Here is an 18471-nt window from a genome sequence, read left to right on the forward strand (position 1 = left end):
GACCAGCAAGGTTGGCCTTAGGGCCAGGTACTTGAGGCATCTATCTAACGCCTGGATCAGGAGCGCGGCTACTGTCAGATTTGACAGGTATTTAGCAGAATTCCGTTTTTTCGGATGAACGGCCCCCTCAAAATGACTGAAGAAACTCGGGCCAAGATAGGCGCCATCGGGGCATCGGTATCTACACATCCTCGATAAAAACACAGCCTGAAAACGTGAGCTTTTATGGTGAATGGGGCTGCTTCGCAGCCCGGCGCGGGGCAAGCCCGCTCACCACATGTGTCAGTCTTCAGGACTTAAGTAGATGCAACGAGCATCGCAGATCAGAGCCCTTCCAACTCGGCCATCAGATCACTCAACCGATCCACCTTCTCCACACTGATCTCATTACCCGCCAACCCTTCGATGTACTCGGCCAACTCCGCCACGGTGCTGCACTCGAACATCGCGCGCAGCGGTACGTCCCGTTGCAGGGTTTTCTGCACGCGCGATGCAATCTGTGTGGCCAGCAGCGAGTGCCCGCCCAGTTCGAAGAAGTTGTCCTGTACGCCTACCCGTTCGACTTTGAGCACCTCGGCCCAGATAGCGGCCAGGGTGGTTTCCAGTTCATTGCGCGGTGCCAGGTAGTCCTGGCGGTGCAACTGGCCGATGTCCAGGGCCGGCAGGGCATTGCGGTCAAGTTTGCCGTTGGCGTTGAGCGGCAGGCGCTCAAGCCATAGCCAGTGCAGCGGCACCATGTATTCCGGCAGTTCGGCGCGCAGGCGTTGCTTGATGCGGTCCAGGCGTTCGCTCGGGTTGAGCGCCGTATCCGCAGCGACCAGGTAACCCACCAGGTGCTTGCCGTTGGCGCCTTCCTGTACACCGACGGCCGCGTCGCGCACGTGCGGTTGCTCATGCAGGCGCGCTTCGATTTCCCCCAGTTCGATGCGGTAGCCGCGAATCTTCACCTGATGATCGACACGCCCGACATATTCCAGCACGCCATCGCTGCGCCGCCGCGCCAGGTCACCGGTGCGGTACAGGCGCTCGCCCGGCGCGCCGAACGGGTCGGGTACGAAGACCGGCGCGGTGCGCAGCGGGTCGCCGACATAGCCGCGCCCTACCCCGGTGCCGGCCACGCACAACTCGCCGACGGCGCCTTGAGGCACCAGTTCCAGCGCGCCATCGAGCAGGTACAAACGGTTGTTGTCGGTGGGTGTGCCGATCGGCAAGTAGGTGCCACGGGTGGAGGCCAGGTCGACGCGGAAGAACGCCACGTCATCGGAACATTCCGCCGGACCGTACGCATTCACCAGGCCAATCTCGGGGTAGCGCTGCAGCCACTGGTGCGCCAGCTCCGGCGGCATCGCTTCGCCGGTCGGCAGCATCCAGCGCAGGCCGTCCAGGCTGATACGGTCCTGGGCCAGCATGCCCTGGATCAGCGACGGCACGCTCTCCAGCACGCTGATGCCCTGGGCCTGCACATGCATCAGCAAGCCTTGCGGATCGTGGGCCAGGGTATTGGGCACGATGTCCACCCGTGCGCCGAACAACGGCGCGGCGAGAAATTGCCACACGGAAATATCGAAACTCTGGGACGCGGTCTGGGCAATCACATCCGCCGAGGTCAGACCCAGGTACGGCACCTTGCTCAATTGGTTATTGAGCATGCCGCGCTGTTGCACCATCACGCCTTTGGGCAAGCCGGTGGAGCCGGAGGTGTAGATCACGTAGGCGAGGTTGTCCGGGCCGCTATACACCCCTGGGTTTTCGCCTCGCGACGGCACGTCGTCCCACACCAGCAACTGGCAGTCAATCCCGTCCAGCAGCGCGATGGCCTGCTCGCGACAGGCCTCGCTGCACACCAGCAGCGGCGTGCGGCTCAGCTCGATAAGGCGACGCAGACGCTGGCTCGGCAAGCCCGGATCCAATGGCAGGTAGCCGGCACCGGCCTTGAAGCTGCCGATGATCATGCCCAGCAGATCCAGGTTGCGTTCAGCCAGCAACGCCACCGGTTGATCCAGGCCGACACCCGCTGCGATCAAGGCATGACCCAGGCCATTACCGCGGCGGTTCAACTCGTCATAGCTCCATTGCTGATCAAGGCAACTGGCGGCGATACGCTGCGGGTGCGCGGCCACCTGGGCTTCGAACAGCTCCACATAGCTGCGCTCCAGCGGGTAGGCGTGCGCGCTCCGGTTGCAACCCTCCACCAGAAACTCGCGCTCCTGCTCACCGATCAGCGGCAACTCGGCCATGTCGCCATGGAAGCCCTGCACCAGCGCCAGCAGCAGGCGTTTGAACTCGGCGAGCAAGCCTTGCACGGTGCTCTCGTCGAAGTAGCGCTGGTCGTAGGACAGGTGCAAACCGAGGTCATCACCGGGGTAGCACACGGCGGTCAGCGGGAAGTTGGTGTGGGTGCGGCCGGAGTCCGAGGTGGCGTTAAGGCTGTGGGCACGGTCCAGCACCGTGGTGTCCACCGGGGCGTTTTCGAACACGAACAGGCTGTCGAACAGCGGCTGGCCCTTGGGCAGTTCGCTGTGTTCCTGCAGAGTCACCAGCGGCAGGTATTCGTACTCGCGCAATTGCATGTTGCTGTCGAGCAGGCCGCTCAGCCACTGACGCACACTGCAGGGCTGGCCGTCTTCGGGCAGTTGCACCCGCAGCGCGATGCTGTTGATGAACAGGCCGACCGTGTGTTGCATCTCGGGCATGTCCACCGGGCGACCGGCCACGGTCACGCCGAACACCACGTCACGATCGCCGCTGACCCGGCGCAGGACCAAGGCCCAGGCCGCCTGGGCGAACGTATTGACGGTCAGTTGATGGGCCTGGGCCAGCTCCCGCAGTTGTGCGCCGTCACGTGCATCGAGGCGGGTGTAGCAATCGCCCACCACCATGCCGCCACTGTGGCCGGCGTGTTCGCGCAGGAATGGCCGGTCGCTGGGGATTGGCGTGGTTCGTTCGAACCCTTGCAGGTTCTGCTGCCACCACTGACGCGCCTCATCCAGGTTGCGGCGTTGCAGCCAGGCGATGTAGTCGCGATAGCGCGGCGGCGTGGCCAGTTGCGCATCGCGGCCTTCACCGAGGGCCAGGTAGATTTCAAAGAAGTCGTTCATCAGCAGCGAACGGCACCACGCATCGATGAGGATATGGTGGTTGCTCATCATGAACCAATAGCGTGCCTCACCCACGCGAATCAGGCGCAGGTGGAACGGTGCCTGGTTGAGCAGATCGAACCCGGCCTCGCGCTCGGTCTTGAGCAACGCTTGCAGACGCGGCTCGTGCTCGGCTTGCGGGTCGTGGCTCCAGTCCAGGTATTCAATCGGCGCACGGCCCGGCTTGTGGATCACCTGCAGCATGTCTTCGCCGACGTTCCAGCAGAACGAGGCGCGCAGGGCTTCGTGGCGGGCGATTACCGCTTGCCAGGCCTGGGCGAAACGTTCGGGGTCCAGCGCGCTGTTGATGCGGTAGCGGTCCTGCATGTAGTAGAGGCCGGTGCCCGGTTCCAGCAGGGTATGCAGCAGCAGGCCCTCTTGCATCGGCGTGAGTGGGTAGACGTCCTCGATCGCCTGGGCAGGCACCGGCAGGCTGTCCAGTTGCGCCTGGGTCAAGCGTGCCAGGGGGAAGTCGGACGGCGTGAGGCCGCCGGCATCGGTCTTGAGGCAATGCGCGATCAGGCTGTGCAATTGGGCGAGGTAGGCGTCGGCCAGCTCGCGAATCACCTGTTGATCATGGCGTTCGCGGCTGAAGGTCCAGCGCAGCACCAGCTCGCCGCCGTACACCTGGCTGTCGACGCTCAGTTCGTTGGGCAGCGGCGCATCCGGATCATGGGCCAGGCCGGTGGACTCCTCCAGCGGATGGAACAGCGCATCGGCGCCGAAGCTCTGGTCGAACTGACCAAGGTAGTTGAACGTGATTTGCGCGCTCGGCAGTGCGGCCATGCGCTGTGTGCACAAGTCATCGGCCAGGTAGCGCAGCACGCCAAACCCCAGGCCCTTATGGGGCAAGGCGCGCAGTTGCTCCTTGATTGCCTTGATCGAGTCGCCCAGCTCCGCCTGCGGTGTCAGGCGCAATGGATAAGCGCTGGTAAACCAGCCGACGCTGCGGCTCAGGTCGATATCGTCAAACAGGGGTTCGCGGCCATGACCTTCCAGCTGGATCAGTGCCGAGTCATGGCCGCTCCAACGGCACAGCACCCGCGCCAGGGCCGTCAGCAGCAGGTCATTGACCTGGGTGCGATAGGCGCTCGGTGCCTGTTGCAACAACTGGCGGGTGTGTTCGGCATCCAGGCGCACGCTGACCGTCTCGGCATCGCGATTACGCCGTGCGCCTTGGGGGCGCTGCACCGGCAATGTCACGGCCGGGCCGGCCAACTGCGCTTGCCACACGCTCAATTCTTCGCGCAGGGATTCACTCTGGGCATAGGCCTGCAACCGCGCAGCCCAATCGCGCAGCGCACTGGTCTTGGCCGGCAAGCTGACGGGTTGGCCGTCGCTGAGTTGGCGATAGACGGTTTGCAGGTCTTCCAGCAGCACGCGCCACGACACGCCGTCGACGACCAAGTGATGAACCGCAATCAGCAAGCGCTGCTGGCCTTGCGGGCCGTCGACCAGCAGGGCACGCAGCAGCGGCCCGTGCTCCAGGTCGAGGCTGCGCTGGGTGTCGGTGAACAAGGCGCTGCACTGCGCCATGTCGCGCACCTGCGCCTGCATCAGCACGCCGGCTTCCGGCACATCCCGATAGTCGGCATGCCACTGCGCGCCGCGCTGGCTGAAGCTCAGGCGCAGGGCATCGTGGTGCTCCAGCACCGCCAGCAATGCCTGCTCCAGGCGTCGGGGATCGAGCAGGTGCAGCGGTTTGAGCAGCAATGCCTGATTCCAATGCTGGCGCGCGGGGATGTCGGTGTCGAAGAACCAGTGCTGGATCGGCGTCAGCCCGGAGCTGCCGGTGAGTACACCTTGCTCGGCCACGACCCGCTCCGATCGGGTGGCGACGGCGGCCAGGCTTTGCACGGTCTGGTGCTGGAACAGGTCGCGCGGGCTGAAGTGAATGCCCGCCTGGCGCGCGCGGCTGACCACCTGGATCGACAGGATCGAATCGCCGCCCAGTTCAAAGAAGTTATCGTCCAGGCCGACTTGCCGCACGTTCAACACCGCGCACCAGATCGCGGCCAGGGTACTTTCCAGGGCGTTGCGTGGCGCCACGTAGTGTTGGCGATTGGCCTCGGGGTCCGGTTGCGGCAAGGCGCGGCGGTCGAGCTTGCCGTTGGCGGTCAACGGCATGCTGTCGAGGATGATCAGGTGCGCGGGCACCATGTAATCCGGCAGTTGTGCCTTGAGGTGGGCTTTGAGCGCCTCGCGCAAGGCGGCGTGGTCGGCGCCCCCGACCAGGTACGCCACCAGTTGATGGCCGCTCGGGGCCTCCAGTGCCAGCACCACCGCTTCGCGCACCTGAGGATGTTCCAGCAGGCGGGTTTCGATTTCCCCCAGCTCGATGCGGAAACCGCGAATCTTCACCTGATGGTCGATGCGCCCCAGGTACTCCACCAGGCCGTCGGCGCGCTGGCGCACCAGGTCGCCGGTGCGGTACAGGCGCCCGCCATCGGTGGCAAACGGGTCGGCGACAAAACGCTCGGCGGTCATGCCTGGACGCTGGTGGTAACCCTGGGCCAGCCCCGCCCCGCCGATGTACAACTCGCCGCTCGCGCCCTGGGGCACCAGGGCCAGATCGGCATCCAGAATGTACGCCACACGCTCACCGACAATGCTGCCGATCGGCACGCTGCCGGTGCCCTCCTCCCACTGCGGCGGCGCCAGGCTGGCCAGCGGCATCACCACGGTTTCGGTGGGGCCGTAGGCATTGAAAAACAGCTGGGGCTGGAACGCCGCGCGGATGCGCTGCAAGTGCTCGCCGGTCAGGGCTTCGCCGCCGGTGATGCACATGCGCACCGGCGATGTCTGCCGTTGGGTCGCCAGCCACTGCGCCAACTGGCTGCCGTAGCTCGGAGTAAAGCCCAGCACCGTAACGCCATGGGTGCGGATCAGCGCGCAGATCTGCTCGGCGTCCCATTGCCCCTCGGCCCGCAGCACCACGTGGGCGCCGCTGAGCAACGGCACCAGCAAACGCTCGGTGGCGGCGTCGAAGTTGATCGAATAGAAATGCAGCTCACAGTCGTCGGCGCGCATGCCGAAACGCTCAATCACGGCCCGGCAATGCATGGCGATTTCACCGTGTGACACCACCACGCCTTTGGGTTTGCCGGTGGAGCCGGAGGTATAAATCAGGTACGCCTGGTGCTGCGGCAGGTTGATAAAGGGCAGTTCATCAGCCGGGTAATCGGCAAGCGCGGCAAGGTCATCTTCCAGGCACCAATGGGCCACCGTCGCCGGCAATTCGCCGAGGGCTTGGAACATCGCCGCATCGCTGAGCAGCAGGCCGATGCCGCTGTCTTCGATCATGTAATGCAGACGGTCGAGCGGGTATTCCGGGTCCAGCGGTACGTAGGCGCCGCCGGCCTTGAGGATCGCCAGCAGCCCGACCACCATCTCCAGGGAACGGGGCAGCGCCAGGCCAACGCGCACCTGCGGCCCCACGCCACGCTCGCGCAGCATCCAGGCCAGGCGATTGGCGCGCGCATCCAGCTCGCGGTAGCCGAGGGTTTCGCCGGCAAAGGTCAACGCCGGGGCGTCGCCACGCCGCTGAGCCTGTTGGCTGAACAGCGGATGCAGGCACTGGTCGAGGCGATGCACGCCGGGCTCGGCGCCGAGGCTGCGTTGCAGTTGGCCCCGCTCGGCGGCACTCAGCAACGGCAATTCGCTCAAGCGCTGACGCGGGTCGGCGATCAGCGCTTCGAGCAGATTGCGCCAATGTTCGGCCATGCGCGCGATGCGTGGTTCGTCGAACAGGTCGGTGCTGTAGGTCAGGCAGCACCCCAGGCGATGATCGAGATCGGTGACTTCCAGGTTGAGGTCGAACTTGGTGGCGCGCGCATCGTTGGCCAGGTACTCGACGGTCATCCCGGCCAGTTGGCGGCTCTGCTGGAACTCCCAGCGCTGCACGTTGCACATCACTTGGAACAGCGGGTTGTATGCCGCGCTGCGTGGCGGTTGCAGGGCTTCGACCAGGTGATCGAACGGCAGGTCCTGATGGGACTGGCCTTCGATCACGGTGTGGCGGACGTGCTCAAACAATTGGTGGACAGTCATCTGCCCATCGAGCCGGCAACGCAGCACCTGAGTGTTGAGGAACGCGCCGATCAGCCCCTCGCTCTCCGGCCGGATGCGGTTGGCCACAGGGGCGCCGATGCGCAGGTCGGTCTGGCCGCTGTAGCGGTAGAGCAACACGGCCAGGGTCGCGGTCATGGTCATGAACAGCGTCAGGCCGTGCTCGGCATTGAACGCCCGCACGCGCGCGGCCAGTTCATCGCTGAGGTCGAAGCGATACAGCTCGCCTCGGTGGCTTTGCACCGGCGGCCGTGGGCGGTCTGCGGGCAATTCCAGCAAGGGGTGTTCGCTGCCCAGTTGCGCGGTCCAGTAATCCAGCTGGCGCTGACGCTCGCCGCTTTCCAGCCATTGGCGCTGCCACACGCTGTAGTCCAGGTACTGCACCGGCAACGGCGCCAGCGGCGACTCGCGCTCGTCGATAAACGCTTCGTACAGCGCGCTGAGTTCACGGGCAAAGATGTCCATGGCCCAGCCTTCGGTGACGATATGGTGCAGGGTCAGCACCAGGTAATGCTCCTGCTCGCCGGCCTTGACCAGGCATGCGCGCAGCAATGGCCCGGTTTCCAGGTTGAACGCGGTGTGGGCTTCGTGATCGGCCAACTGCTGCAGGCGCTGCTGGCGCTCGGTAGCATCGAGCGCGGACATGTCCCGCCAATCCATGCGCACGCCGGTCTGCGCCGAGACCTGCTGACAGGCCACGCCGTCGACGCTGGGGAACGTGGTGCGCAGGGTTTCGTGACGCATGATCAGGGCCTGCAACGCGGCCTCGAAACGCCCCACGTCCAGCACGCCGCGCAGACGCGCCATGCCACCGACGTTGTAGGCCGGGCTGTCCGGTTCCATCTGCCAGAGGAACCACATGCGCTGCTGGGAATAGGACAGCGGCACCGGCTGGCGACGGTCGACCCTGGCGATGGCGGTGTGCTGATTGCGCTGACCAGCCGCCTGGATCAGCGCGACCTGTGTGGCAAATGCTTCAAGCTCGCTGGCATCGAACAGGGTGCGCAACGGCAGCTCGACATCGCAGACCTGGCGGGTGCGGGAAACGATCTGGGTGGCCAGCAGCGAGTGCCCGCCGAGGGCGAAGAAATCATCACGCAGGCCCACTTGCGGCATACCGAGCACCTCACGCCAGATCGCGGCGATCTGCTGTTGCAAGGGCGTCTGGGGTTCCACGTGTTCGCGGGTATGCCACACCGGCTCGGGCAATGCGCGGCGGTCGAGTTTGCCGCTGGGGCTCAGGGGCATCGCGTCCAGGCGCATCAGTTGCGCGGGCACCATGTACTCCGGCAGCTCGGCGGCCAGGGCGGCTTTGACCGCGTGTTCATCCAATGCGGTGTGCGCGGTGTAGTAACCGATCAATTGCGCGTCACGCACCTGCACCACGGCCTGGGCGATGCCGTCCAGGGCCAGCAGGCGCGCTTCGATTTCTTCCGGCTCCACGCGGAACCCGCGCAGCTTGACCTGCTGGTCGAGACGACCAAGGTATTCCAGCACGCCGTCGCGGCCCCAGCGCACCCGGTCGCCGGTGCGATACAGGCGCGTGCCCGCATCCCCCAGCGGGTCGGCGACGAAACGTTCGGCGGTCAACCCCGCACGTCCCAGGTAACCGCGCGCCAGGCCGATGCCGGCGATGCACAGCTCGCCCGGCACCCCGGCCGGCAGCGGGTTGAGGTGTTCGTCGAGCACGCGGCAGATCACATTGCCCAGCGGCCGGCCGATCGGTGAGCGCTCGCCATCCTCGGCCTGGCAGTGCCAGTGGGTGACGTTGATCGCGGTTTCGGTCGGCCCGTAACGGTTGTGCAACTGCACCGCCGGCAACTGCGCCAGCACGCGGTTGCGCAGCTCGGCGGGCAAGGCTTCGCCACCGCAGAACAGGCGACGCAGACTGGTGCATTCGGCGCTCAGCGGCTCGTCGATAAACAGCTGCAACAGCGGCGGCACAAAGTGCAGCGTGGTCACGCCGTAGGTCTGCACCAACTGTGCGATGCGGTGCGGGTCGCGGTGTTCGCCGGGCCCGGCCAGTACCAGGCGGCAGCCGCTGATCAACGGCCAGAAGCACTCCCATACCGATACATCGAAACTGATCGGTGCCTTTTGCATCAGCACATCGCTGGCGTCCAGCCGATAGGTGGCCTGCATCCATTGCAAGCGCTCGGCCAAGGCCCGATGGGTGTTGCCCACGCCTTTGGGCTGGCCGGTGGAGCCGGAGGTGTAGATCACGTAGGCGAGGTTGTCGCCATGCAGGTGCAGGCCCGGCGCTTGGGTCGGCCAGCTGTCCAGGTGCAGGCTGTCCATGGCGATCACGCACACGCCGTCGGCGCTCGGCACCCGGTCGAGCAGTGCGGTCTGGGTCAGCAGCAAGTGCACGCCGCTGTCCTTGAGCATGTAGGCCAGGCGCTCGGCCGGGTAGTCCGGGTCCAACGGCACATAGGCGCCGCCGGCCTTGATGATCGCCAGCAGGCCGATCAGCAACTGCGGCGAACGCTCGGCGGCGATGGCCACGCACACATCCGGGCCGACGCCTTTGTCGCGCAGGTAATGGGCCAGGCGGTTGGCCTGGCTGTGCAGTTGGGCGAAGCTCAGGCTGCCGCCGTCCCACACCAACGCAGTGGCGTGCGAGGTGTGCCGCCCGAGGGCTTCGGGCAGCCATTGCCGGGCCGGTGCGCAGGGCGCGGCGTTCCACGCCTGCTGCTCGTCATGTGGCAGCAATGGAAGGTCGCCGAGGGCCTGTCGCGGCTGTTCACACACACCGTTCAGCAGGTGGATAAAGTGCTCGGCCAGGCGCTGGATAGTCGCCGCGTCGAACAGTTCGTCGGCGTAGTCGAACGACAGGCTCAGGCGCCCATTGCGGTCCTCTTCGCTGTGCAGCTGCAGGTCGAACTTGGCCTCGCGGCTGTGCCACGGCAATTCGTCGGCGAGCATCCCAGGCAGGCGGCGCAGGGCGCTCAAGTCGCGCTGTTGATGGTTGAACATGACTTGGAACAGGCCCTGTTCGCGGGCCTGAGGGAAGGCTTCCAGCAGTTGCTCGAACGGCAGGTCCTGATGGGCCTGGGCCCCCAATGCGGTGTGGCGGGTGGCGGCCAGCAGCTCACTGAACGGCATACGCCCGTCCAGTTCGGCGCGCAGCACCAAGGTATTGATGAAAAAGCCCACCAGCCCCTGGGTTTCCTGGCGCGGGCGGTTGGCGTTGGGCACGCCGATGCGAATATCGCGCTGGCCGCTGTAGCGATAGAGCAGGGTCTGGAACGCCGCGAGCAACAACATGAATGGCGTGGAGTCGTGCGCCAGGGCGGTCTGGCGAATGGCTTCGCTCAGAGGCGTGCTCAAGCGCACGCTGTGCCGCGCCGCGCTGCGGCGGTGCTGCGCGGAACGCGGATGATCGGTAGCCAGGCTCAGCACCGGATGTTCATCGCCCAGTTGCGCCTTCCAGTACGCCAGTTGGCGCTGGCCCTCACCGTCGGCCAGCCATTGGCGTTGCCAGCTGCCGTAATCGGCGTAGCTCACGGCCAGGGGCGCCAGCGTCAGCGCCTGGCCCTGGACGGCGGCGGCATACAGGCGCGAAAACTCGTCGAGCAGAATAGTCAGCGACCAGCCGTCGGCGATGATGTGGTGCAGTGTCACCAGCAACTGGTGATCCTCATCGTCCAGGCGCACCAGGGTCAGCCGCAGCAGCGGGCCTTTTTCCAGATCGAACGGGGTGTGCGCCTGGTCCTCGCGGATCTGCGCCGCGCGAGCCTCGCGCTCGGCGGTGGGCAGGTCGCCGAGGTCGATGAGCGGCAGGTCGAACACCGCCTCGGCGTCGATGCGCTGACAGGCCTGGCCGTCGCGTTCGTAGAAGCGTGTGCGCAGGGCATCGTGGCGCTGGATCAACTGCGCGAAGCTGGCGCGCACGGCGTGTTCATCCAGCTCGCCGCGCAGGCGCAAAGCGCCGGGGATGGTGTAGGCGCTGCTCCGTGGGTCGAGTTGCCAGGTAATCCACAGGCGGTTCTGCGCCAGGGATTGGGGCCGTTCATCGTCGCGCGACAAGGCGCGGATAGCACCCTGGGCCACACCGCCATCCTGTTGCAGGCGCGCGACCTGCGTGGCGAAACCGTGCAAGGTCGGCGCCTCGAACAGCAGGCGCAGGTTCAGCTCCAGGCCCAGGCTTTCACGCAGACGCGCGATCACTTGGGTAGCGTTGATGGAGTTGCCGCCGAGCAGGAAGAAGTGGTCGTCGGCGGCAACGCTCGGGACCTGCAATTGCTCGCACCAGATCGCGGCGATCCGGCGCTGCAGATCGGATTCCAATGCGGCCTGAGCGGCCGGCACCTGCCGACCGGGGAATTGCGCATAGCTGTCGAGGCTGCCGTCGGCATGGCGCAGCCCACAGGCCGCGCGCTGCACTTTGCCGCTGGAGGTCTTGGGCAAACCGCCGGGGTTGAGCAGCACCACCACCGATGGCGCCTCTTGATAGGCCTCGGCTACTGCCTGGCGGATCGCTTTGATCAGCGCTTCGGGCGGCAGGATTTTCTGCACGCTGCGGCTGATTTCGGCGGCGATGCCAATACCCTCCACGCCCTGGTCGCTCACGGCGAACGCCGCCACCCGGCCTTTGCGCACCCCTTCCACTTCGCGTTCGATGGTTTGTTCGATGTCCTGGGGATAGAGGTTGTGACCGCGCACGATCAACAGGTCCTTGAGACGGCCGGTGATGTACACCTCGCCGTCACGGATAAAGCCCAGGTCGCCGGTGCGCAGCCAGGTACGCCCGGCGTGCTGTACAAAGGTCCTGGCGGTGGCTTCGGGGTTGCGCCAGTAGCCGTGGGCGATGCTCGGGCCGCTGGCCCACAGCTCGCCGACGACGCTGTCGGGCAGTTCGCTCAAGGTGTGCGGATCGGCGATCAGCACCGCGTGTTCCGGCTGGCTGGTGCCGCAGCTCATGATCGCACTGCCCTGCCCCGGCTCGGCACGGTTGGCGGCCAGCGCCTGGTCGTCGACCCGCAGTGCCGCGATGCCCTGGCCGCGAGTACCGCCGGCCACGAACAACGTAGCTTCGGCCAGCCCGTAGGAGGCGAAGAAATGGTTCGCGGTGAAGCCGCACACCGCGAACTTCTCGGCGAAGCGCTCCAGGGTGTCGAGGCGGATCGGTTCGGAACCCGAATACGCCACGCGCCAGCGACTCAGGTCGAGGCGCTCCAGGGCTGACTCGCTGACCCGCTCGCTGCACAGGCGGTAGGCGAAATCCGGGCCGCCGCTGATGGTGCCGCCGTATTCGCTGATCGCTTGCAGCCAGCGCAAGGGCCGGCCAAGAAAGTACGAAGGCGACATCAGCACACACGGCACGCCGCTGAAGATCGGTTGCAGCAGACCGCCGATCAGGCCCATGTCGTGGTACAGCGGCAACCAGCTGACGATCACGTCGTCCGGGTTGAGGTCGATGCCGAAGCCGCGGCGGATCAGCACTTCGTTGGCCACCAGATTGCCGTGGCTGACTTGCACCCCCTTGGGCAGCGCGGTGGAACCAGAGGTGTATTGCAGGAAGGCGATGTCATCGGCTTGCAGGTCGGCGGCGACCCACTGCTCGGCGAGCTGCGCATCGAGGGTGTCGACGCTCAGCACCGGCGGCGCGTTGTCGAGTTGCGCCAGGCCGTCGCTCAGGCTGGCGATGGTCAGCAACAGGCGCGGCTCGGCGTCGCCGATGATCGACAGCAGGCGCTCCTGATGGTGACGACGCGTGGACTCCGGAGGGTAGGCAGGCACCGCGATCACGCCGGCGTACAGGCAACCAAAGAACGCCGCGACGTAATCCGGGCCGCTGGGGAACAACAGCACCGCGCGGTCGCCCAGGCTCGCGTGCGCCTGCAGGGCGGCGGCGATGGTGCGGGCGCGCAGGTCCAGGTCGCGGTAACTGAGCACCACGTTGTGCTCGACCGACTCGGCCAGGAAGCGCAGCGCCACCTGATCCGGGGTGTGCGCGGCGCGACGTTGAAGGGACTGGACCAGGGTACGGGGAAGTTCGAAGGCGTCCATCATGGGGTTCCTGCCTGAAATCGGCTTACGGGGAAATCGGAAAAATTGAGGGCGTTCAGCTGGCGGCCAGTTGCCGCGCCTCGCCATTGCGCCAGCGCGCCAGGTGCGCCTCGGCATAGCGCCGCACGCAGCGCAGCACTGCGCTTTCCTGCTGCATCAGGAAGAAGTGGTGACCGTCGAACCAGTCCAGGGAGAAGCCGCTCGCGGCCTCGCGCTGCCAGTCGAGCAATTGGTCGGCGCGTACGCTGTCCTGCTTGCCGCCCAACACATGGATCGGCATGCCCAGCTGCGGGCGCTCGCCATAATTGAAACTGCCGCAGAGCAGAAAATCGGCGCGCAGGATCGGCAGCATCAGCTGCATCAATTCGGGGTTGGCCAGGGCTTCTTCAGTGGTGCCCTGCAATTGGCGCAGGCGGGCGATCAGTTGCTCATCGGTTTTTTCAATCGCGTATTCGCTGACGTCGCGCTGCGCCGGCCCGGCGGTGCCGGAGGCGAACAGCGCCAGCGGCGCGGGAAGGTTGCGGGCATGCAGCGCGTGGGCCAGTTCGAAGGCCAGCAGGCCACCAAGGCTGTGGCCGAACAACGCATAGGGGGCGCTCAGGTCGTGGCTGATCTCCTGCGCAAGTTGCGCCGCGAGGGCCTTGATGTCGCGCTGCAAAGGCTCTTCCATGCGCATGCCACGGCCGGGTAACTCCAGCGGACAGATGTGCAGCCAGTCCGGCAGCGCGCGCCGCCAGCGCATATACACCATGGCGCTGGCGCCGGAATAGGGCAGGCAATACAGACGCATTCGGCTCGGTGCGCTCATCGCTGGAGCACTCCGATGTGAGACACGCTGTGTGCACGATAAAAACCCATCTCGCCCTCCTGCGGGTGCTGATCCTTGGCCGCTGCGCTAACGGAACTGTCACCCAAGAGAACGGACGGCATCGGCAAATAATTAGTCGCCGGCGGCGCACACGAGGCGTGCCTATGCCGCGCCGAAAGGCATAAGATTAGTTCGTCTTCTCATTTGACAATCATTATCATTAAGCATAATTTGTTGCCCGATGTGTAGGAGGCCTCAGCAAGGAAGCCCTCCCCTAACCTCTCAGCGACAAGGTGATTTCCATGACGGAACCAGTAACCACAGGCAGGTGCGACTCACCCCTTCTCCAGGCATTCGTCGACAATCGAACGATCCTGGTGAAGATCGCGGCACGTATCACCGGGTGCCGCTCGCGGGCCGAAGACGTAGTGCAGGACGCCTACTTCCGGTTGCAGTCGGCGCCGACGATTACGTCATCGTTCAAGGCCCAGCTCAGTTACCTGTTCCAGATCGTGCGCAACCTGGCGATCGATCACTACCGCAAGCAGGCGCTGGAACTCAAATACTCCGGGACCGAAGAGGAAGGCTTGAATGTGGTGATTCACGGTGCTTCGCCGGAGACGTCCCACATTAATTTCAACACCCTGGAAAACATCGCCGACGCGCTGACGCAACTGCCCCAGCGCACCCGCTATGCATTCGAGATGTACCGCTTGCACGGGGTACCGCAAAAGGACATCGCCAAGGAGCTGGGCGTCTCGCCAACCCTGGTGAACTTTATGATTCGCGATGCGCTGGTGCACTGCCGCAAGGTGTCGGGAAACCACAGCGATACGTTTGCGCGGCGGGTTTGATGGAGGTTGCGCCCGCCGAGCAACGCGCCGCCGTTCAAGGCACCGGCATCACATCGATGCGGTAAGGTTCGAAAATTTTCAGCATCTGGCCGTTGTCGCGCAGGCCCTTGAGCAGAGCGGCGAAGGCCTCGCCGGTGATCGGCGCATTGGGGCGCAGCAGCGCGTAGTGGTGATACACCTGGTCGATACGTTCGGAGACCAGGAACTGCTCGCCGACTTTCGGATTGCGCACCATGAAGTCACTCAGGTACGAACGCGTCACCAGCGCAATGTCGGCGCGGTCGCGGGCGACCATCTGCAGGTTGCTGTCATGGGAATAGGTCAACGTGGCGTTGAAGCGTTCGGCCAGGAACTTGGGGTCGGCGTTGAAGTTGGCGAAAGCGTAGTGATACCCGCTGAACACCGCCAGACGCTTGCCGGTCAGATCGGCGAAATAGCGCTGGTCGCGCCCGTCCTCACGCTGGGCGACGAAGATTTCCGCGTCTTCCAGGCCCATGTCGACGCTGATGTGGGGAATGCCCTGCCAACCCCAATCGGGGTTTTCAAAGATCGCCATATCGACCCGGCCTTGCTCGAAATCACGGAAACGCCGGGGAATGGAAGTGGGCACCAGCACAAACTGATAATCGCCCTGGGCGCCGTTCAACGCTTCCACCAGCTGGGGCAGCAACCCCGTGTCGGCGCCCTGCTCGGGGCGCACGGTGTAGGGTGGGAAATGCGCCGCACCGATCCGCACCAGTTGCGCAGCCGAAGCGGGCATCCACCCCGCGGTGCCCAGTGCCCATAAAGTAACTCCTGCAGCCAACCGCCATGGCGATAACATCAAGGCACACACCGTTCAATACTCTGATGGCATTAAGCTAGGCGTTTTTGCCCACAGAGACAACTTAACCATCGGCAAATTAACCACTTGCGCCTCAAACCCCCTCTAAAACCATCAACAACGCTTCCTGCGCCAACTGCTCGAGGGTCAGGCTTCCCTCGGCGCGGAACCACGTGGTGGTCCACGACAGTGCACCCGTCAGGAAACGCCGGGTGATGCACACGTCGCCGCGAATGTAGCCGGCGGCCTTGGCCTCACCCAGCACCTGCAGCCAGATCTGTTCATACACGTCTCGCAACGCCAGCACGTGCGCCTGGCCCTCGGCCGACAACGAACGCCATTCATACACCAGCACCGCCATGGCTTCGCCGCTGCCGCCCATGATCGACTGCAATTCACAGCGGATCAGCGCCAGCACACGCTCGCGCACGTCACCCGCCTCTTCCAGCGACGCACGCATCAATGCGGTGTTGTAGTGGATGGTCTCTTGCATCACCGCCCACAGAATCTCGTCCTTGCTCTTGAAGTGATGAAAGATACTGCCGGACTGGATGCCCACGGCGCCGGCCAGGTCGCGCACCGTGGTGCGCTCGAAGCCCTTATTGCGAAACAGGTGAGCCGCCGTCTGCAGCAACTTGCCCCGGGCGCTGTCGGGGTCGGTCAATTGGCCGCCGTCGACCAGGGTGCGCATCACCCGCAGGGCTTTTTGCTCATCCATGTTTCTCTCCTTTCCTGCTCGCGAACGTCTTGGCCGGCAATTTAGGCGGTGCCGGCCACCCAAGCAAGCGCTCGGGCTTAACGTGCAAGTGCAATGTACAAACCAAGTGCTTGCCTGGTAGCCGGTGTGGTGGATTGCCGAGGCGGTGACCTGATGAGGCAGGCAAAGACACCAGGCCCCCACGAAAAAACAGCGCGGAACTACAAGAGCCGTCTACGCTCTATCCCCCAGGACGGGAAGAGTACGGGAACCTGCACCATGCCTCATTGGCTGATTATTGACCTTGAAGCCACGACGGATGAAGGCGGCTGGCCCGTGACGGAGATGGAAGTCATCGAGATCGGCGCGAGCCTGGTTAACCGCCAGGGCCGCGAAGTGGATCATTTCCAGCGCTTTGTACGGCCGCAGCGCCGCCCTTTGCTGACGCCGTTCTGCCGCCAGCTCACCCATATCACCCAGGCCAATATCGACGCGGCGACGCCGCTGAGCGAGGTGTGGCCGCTGTTCGAACGCTGGCTGGGCCAGCACCAGACGCGGTTGGAAGGCTGGGCCAGCTGGGGCGACTACGACCGCCAGCAACTGGAACTGGAGTGGCAACGCCACGGCCTGGACAGCGCCCTGGCCCACACACCCCACATCAACCTCAAGCAACGCTTCGCCAAGGCCCGGCGCCTGGACAAACCGCTGGGGCTCAACGGCGCGCTGCAACTGGCCGGCATGCAGTTCCATGGCCAGCAGCACCGGGCACTGGAAGACGCACGCAACACTGCCCGCCTGTTGCCGCTGATTTTGCCGGTCTAGGCAGCCTTGCCACGCTTGGGCATACTGGCCGACCTTTTCCATAACGCTGCCCTCGCTCCTGCAGGGAAGGCAACTTTTCCGAGGATTCGCCCATGTTCAAAGTCAACGAGTACTTCGACGGCACCGTCAAGTCGATCGCGTTCGGCACCGCTGAAGGCCCGGCGACCATCGGCGTGATGGCCCCGGGTGAATATGAGTTCGGCACCGCCCAGCGTGAAATCATGCACGTGGTCTCGGGCGCCCTGACCGTCAAACTGCCGGACGCCGACGACTGGCAGACCTTCGCCGCCGGCAGCCAGTTCAACGTACCGGCCAACAGCAAATTCCAGCTGAAGGTCGAGGTCGACACCGCTTACCTGTGCGAATACCGCGGCTGAGGATTCCGCCCGGCAAAAAAATGCCCGTCTCCTGGAGACGGGCATTTTTGTATGGGCGCTGAATTATTCGAGGATTGTCACTGGCATGCCGACTTCCAGGCGGCCCACGCCATCGTTGACCAGGTTCTGGCCAAACATCGCGCCGGCTTCGGTCTTGCGGTAACCATTCAAGGTGGCGAACGGTTCGCGATCGGCGCTGCGCTCACCGGTGCGCGGGTCGATGGTGGTGAGAATGCACCGCGAGCACGGCTTGACCACCCGGAACTCCACGTCGCCGATGCGCAGGCGCTTCCAGCTGTCTTCGGCAAACGCGTCGGCGCCTTCGATCACCAGGTTGGGCCGAAAGCGCAGCATCTCCATGGGGCGGCCGACCTTCTCGGACAGGTCGTCCAGGGAGGCCTGGCCAATCAGCAGCAAGGGATAACCGTCGGCCAGCGCCACCTGATCATCGTCCCGGCCATAGCCGGACTGCGTGGTACGCGCACGTTGCGGCGGCATGTGCACCAATCGGGTCGGCTTGCCGATAAATTCGCTGACCCACGCCGCCGCGGCGTCGCCGGCGTCCGGCAGGCGCACGGTGTCACGCCAGATGGTCACGCCACGCAAGTTGGCGTCTTCGCCGGGCAACGCAACGTCGAGGGAGGGGTGGCCGGGGGAACTCAGGGTCAGGCCGCCGGCGCTGTTCCACAACGCCGACAGTTGGCTCATTTTGTTTTCGGTGCGCTGCGTCAGGAAGCGCCCGCTGGGTTCGTCCACCAGCATCCAGCGTCGATCCCCGTCCAGCCCGAGTTTATCCAGGCCGACATGCGGCAAGGGCTGGGCCTTGCCGGATTTCAAGGGATAACGGTACAACGCGCTGAGACGAAGCATGGG

8 protein-coding genes are annotated in these 18471 nt (G+C 64.9%); 3 read left to right on the forward strand and 5 right to left on the reverse strand.

Translation table 11 applies throughout. The features are described from left to right. Positions 1-323: 323 nt before the first annotated feature. Together QRN10_RS04935 and QRN10_RS04940 are read right to left on the reverse strand one after the other, a co-directional pair. Positions 324-13220 (reverse strand): non-ribosomal peptide synthetase, encoded by a 12897-nt coding sequence (locus QRN10_RS04935; RefSeq protein WP_285427942.1) that lies wholly within the window; start codon positions 13218-13220, stop codon positions 324-326. Positions 13221-13272: 52 nt separating this feature from the next. After that, positions 13273-14025, reverse strand: a complete 753-nt coding sequence (locus QRN10_RS04940) for a thioesterase II family protein (protein ID WP_285427943.1) — start codon at positions 14023-14025, stop codon at positions 13273-13275. Positions 14026-14327: 302 nt separating this feature from the next. Here QRN10_RS04940 and QRN10_RS04945 point away from each other — a divergent pair, with 302 nt between their 5' ends. Then, on the forward strand, positions 14328-14879 hold the full coding sequence (locus tag QRN10_RS04945) for an RNA polymerase factor sigma-70 (protein ID WP_181075780.1): 552 nt from the start codon (positions 14328-14330) through the stop codon (positions 14877-14879). Between the two features lie 34 nt (positions 14880-14913). Here the strand turns inward: QRN10_RS04945 and QRN10_RS04950 are convergent, their stop codons facing one another. Continuing rightward, positions 14914-15702, reverse strand: coding sequence for a substrate-binding periplasmic protein (locus QRN10_RS04950; RefSeq protein ID WP_181075782.1), 789 nt, complete (start codon positions 15700-15702; stop codon positions 14914-14916). 94 nt (positions 15703-15796) lie between these two features. Continuing rightward, the gene (locus QRN10_RS04955) at positions 15797-16420 is read right to left on the reverse strand and encodes a TetR/AcrR family transcriptional regulator (protein ID WP_266246279.1); all 624 of its coding nucleotides are present in this window, start codon (positions 16418-16420) and stop codon (positions 15797-15799) included. Between the two features lie 258 nt (positions 16421-16678). Between QRN10_RS04955 and QRN10_RS04960 the strand changes: the two genes are divergently transcribed. Together QRN10_RS04960 and ppnP are read left to right on the forward strand one after the other, a co-directional pair. Continuing rightward, on the forward strand, positions 16679-17221 hold the full coding sequence (locus QRN10_RS04960) for a 3'-5' exonuclease (protein WP_181075786.1): 543 nt from the start codon (positions 16679-16681) through the stop codon (positions 17219-17221). Between the two features lie 92 nt (positions 17222-17313). Then, on the forward strand, positions 17314-17598 hold the full coding sequence (ppnP, locus tag QRN10_RS04965) for a pyrimidine/purine nucleoside phosphorylase (protein ID WP_181075788.1): 285 nt from the start codon (positions 17314-17316) through the stop codon (positions 17596-17598). Positions 17599-17661: 63 nt separating this feature from the next. Here ppnP and QRN10_RS04970 read toward each other — a convergent pair whose 3' ends face one another. Continuing rightward, positions 17662-18468, reverse strand: a complete 807-nt coding sequence (locus tag QRN10_RS04970) for an MOSC domain-containing protein (protein WP_285427944.1) — start codon at positions 18466-18468, stop codon at positions 17662-17664. Positions 18469-18471: the final 3 nt, after the last annotated feature.

The organism is Pseudomonas sp. lyk4-R2A-8 (assembly GCF_030209095.1).
Taxonomy (GTDB): Bacteria; Pseudomonadota; Gammaproteobacteria; order Pseudomonadales; family Pseudomonadaceae; genus Aquipseudomonas; species Aquipseudomonas quebecensis.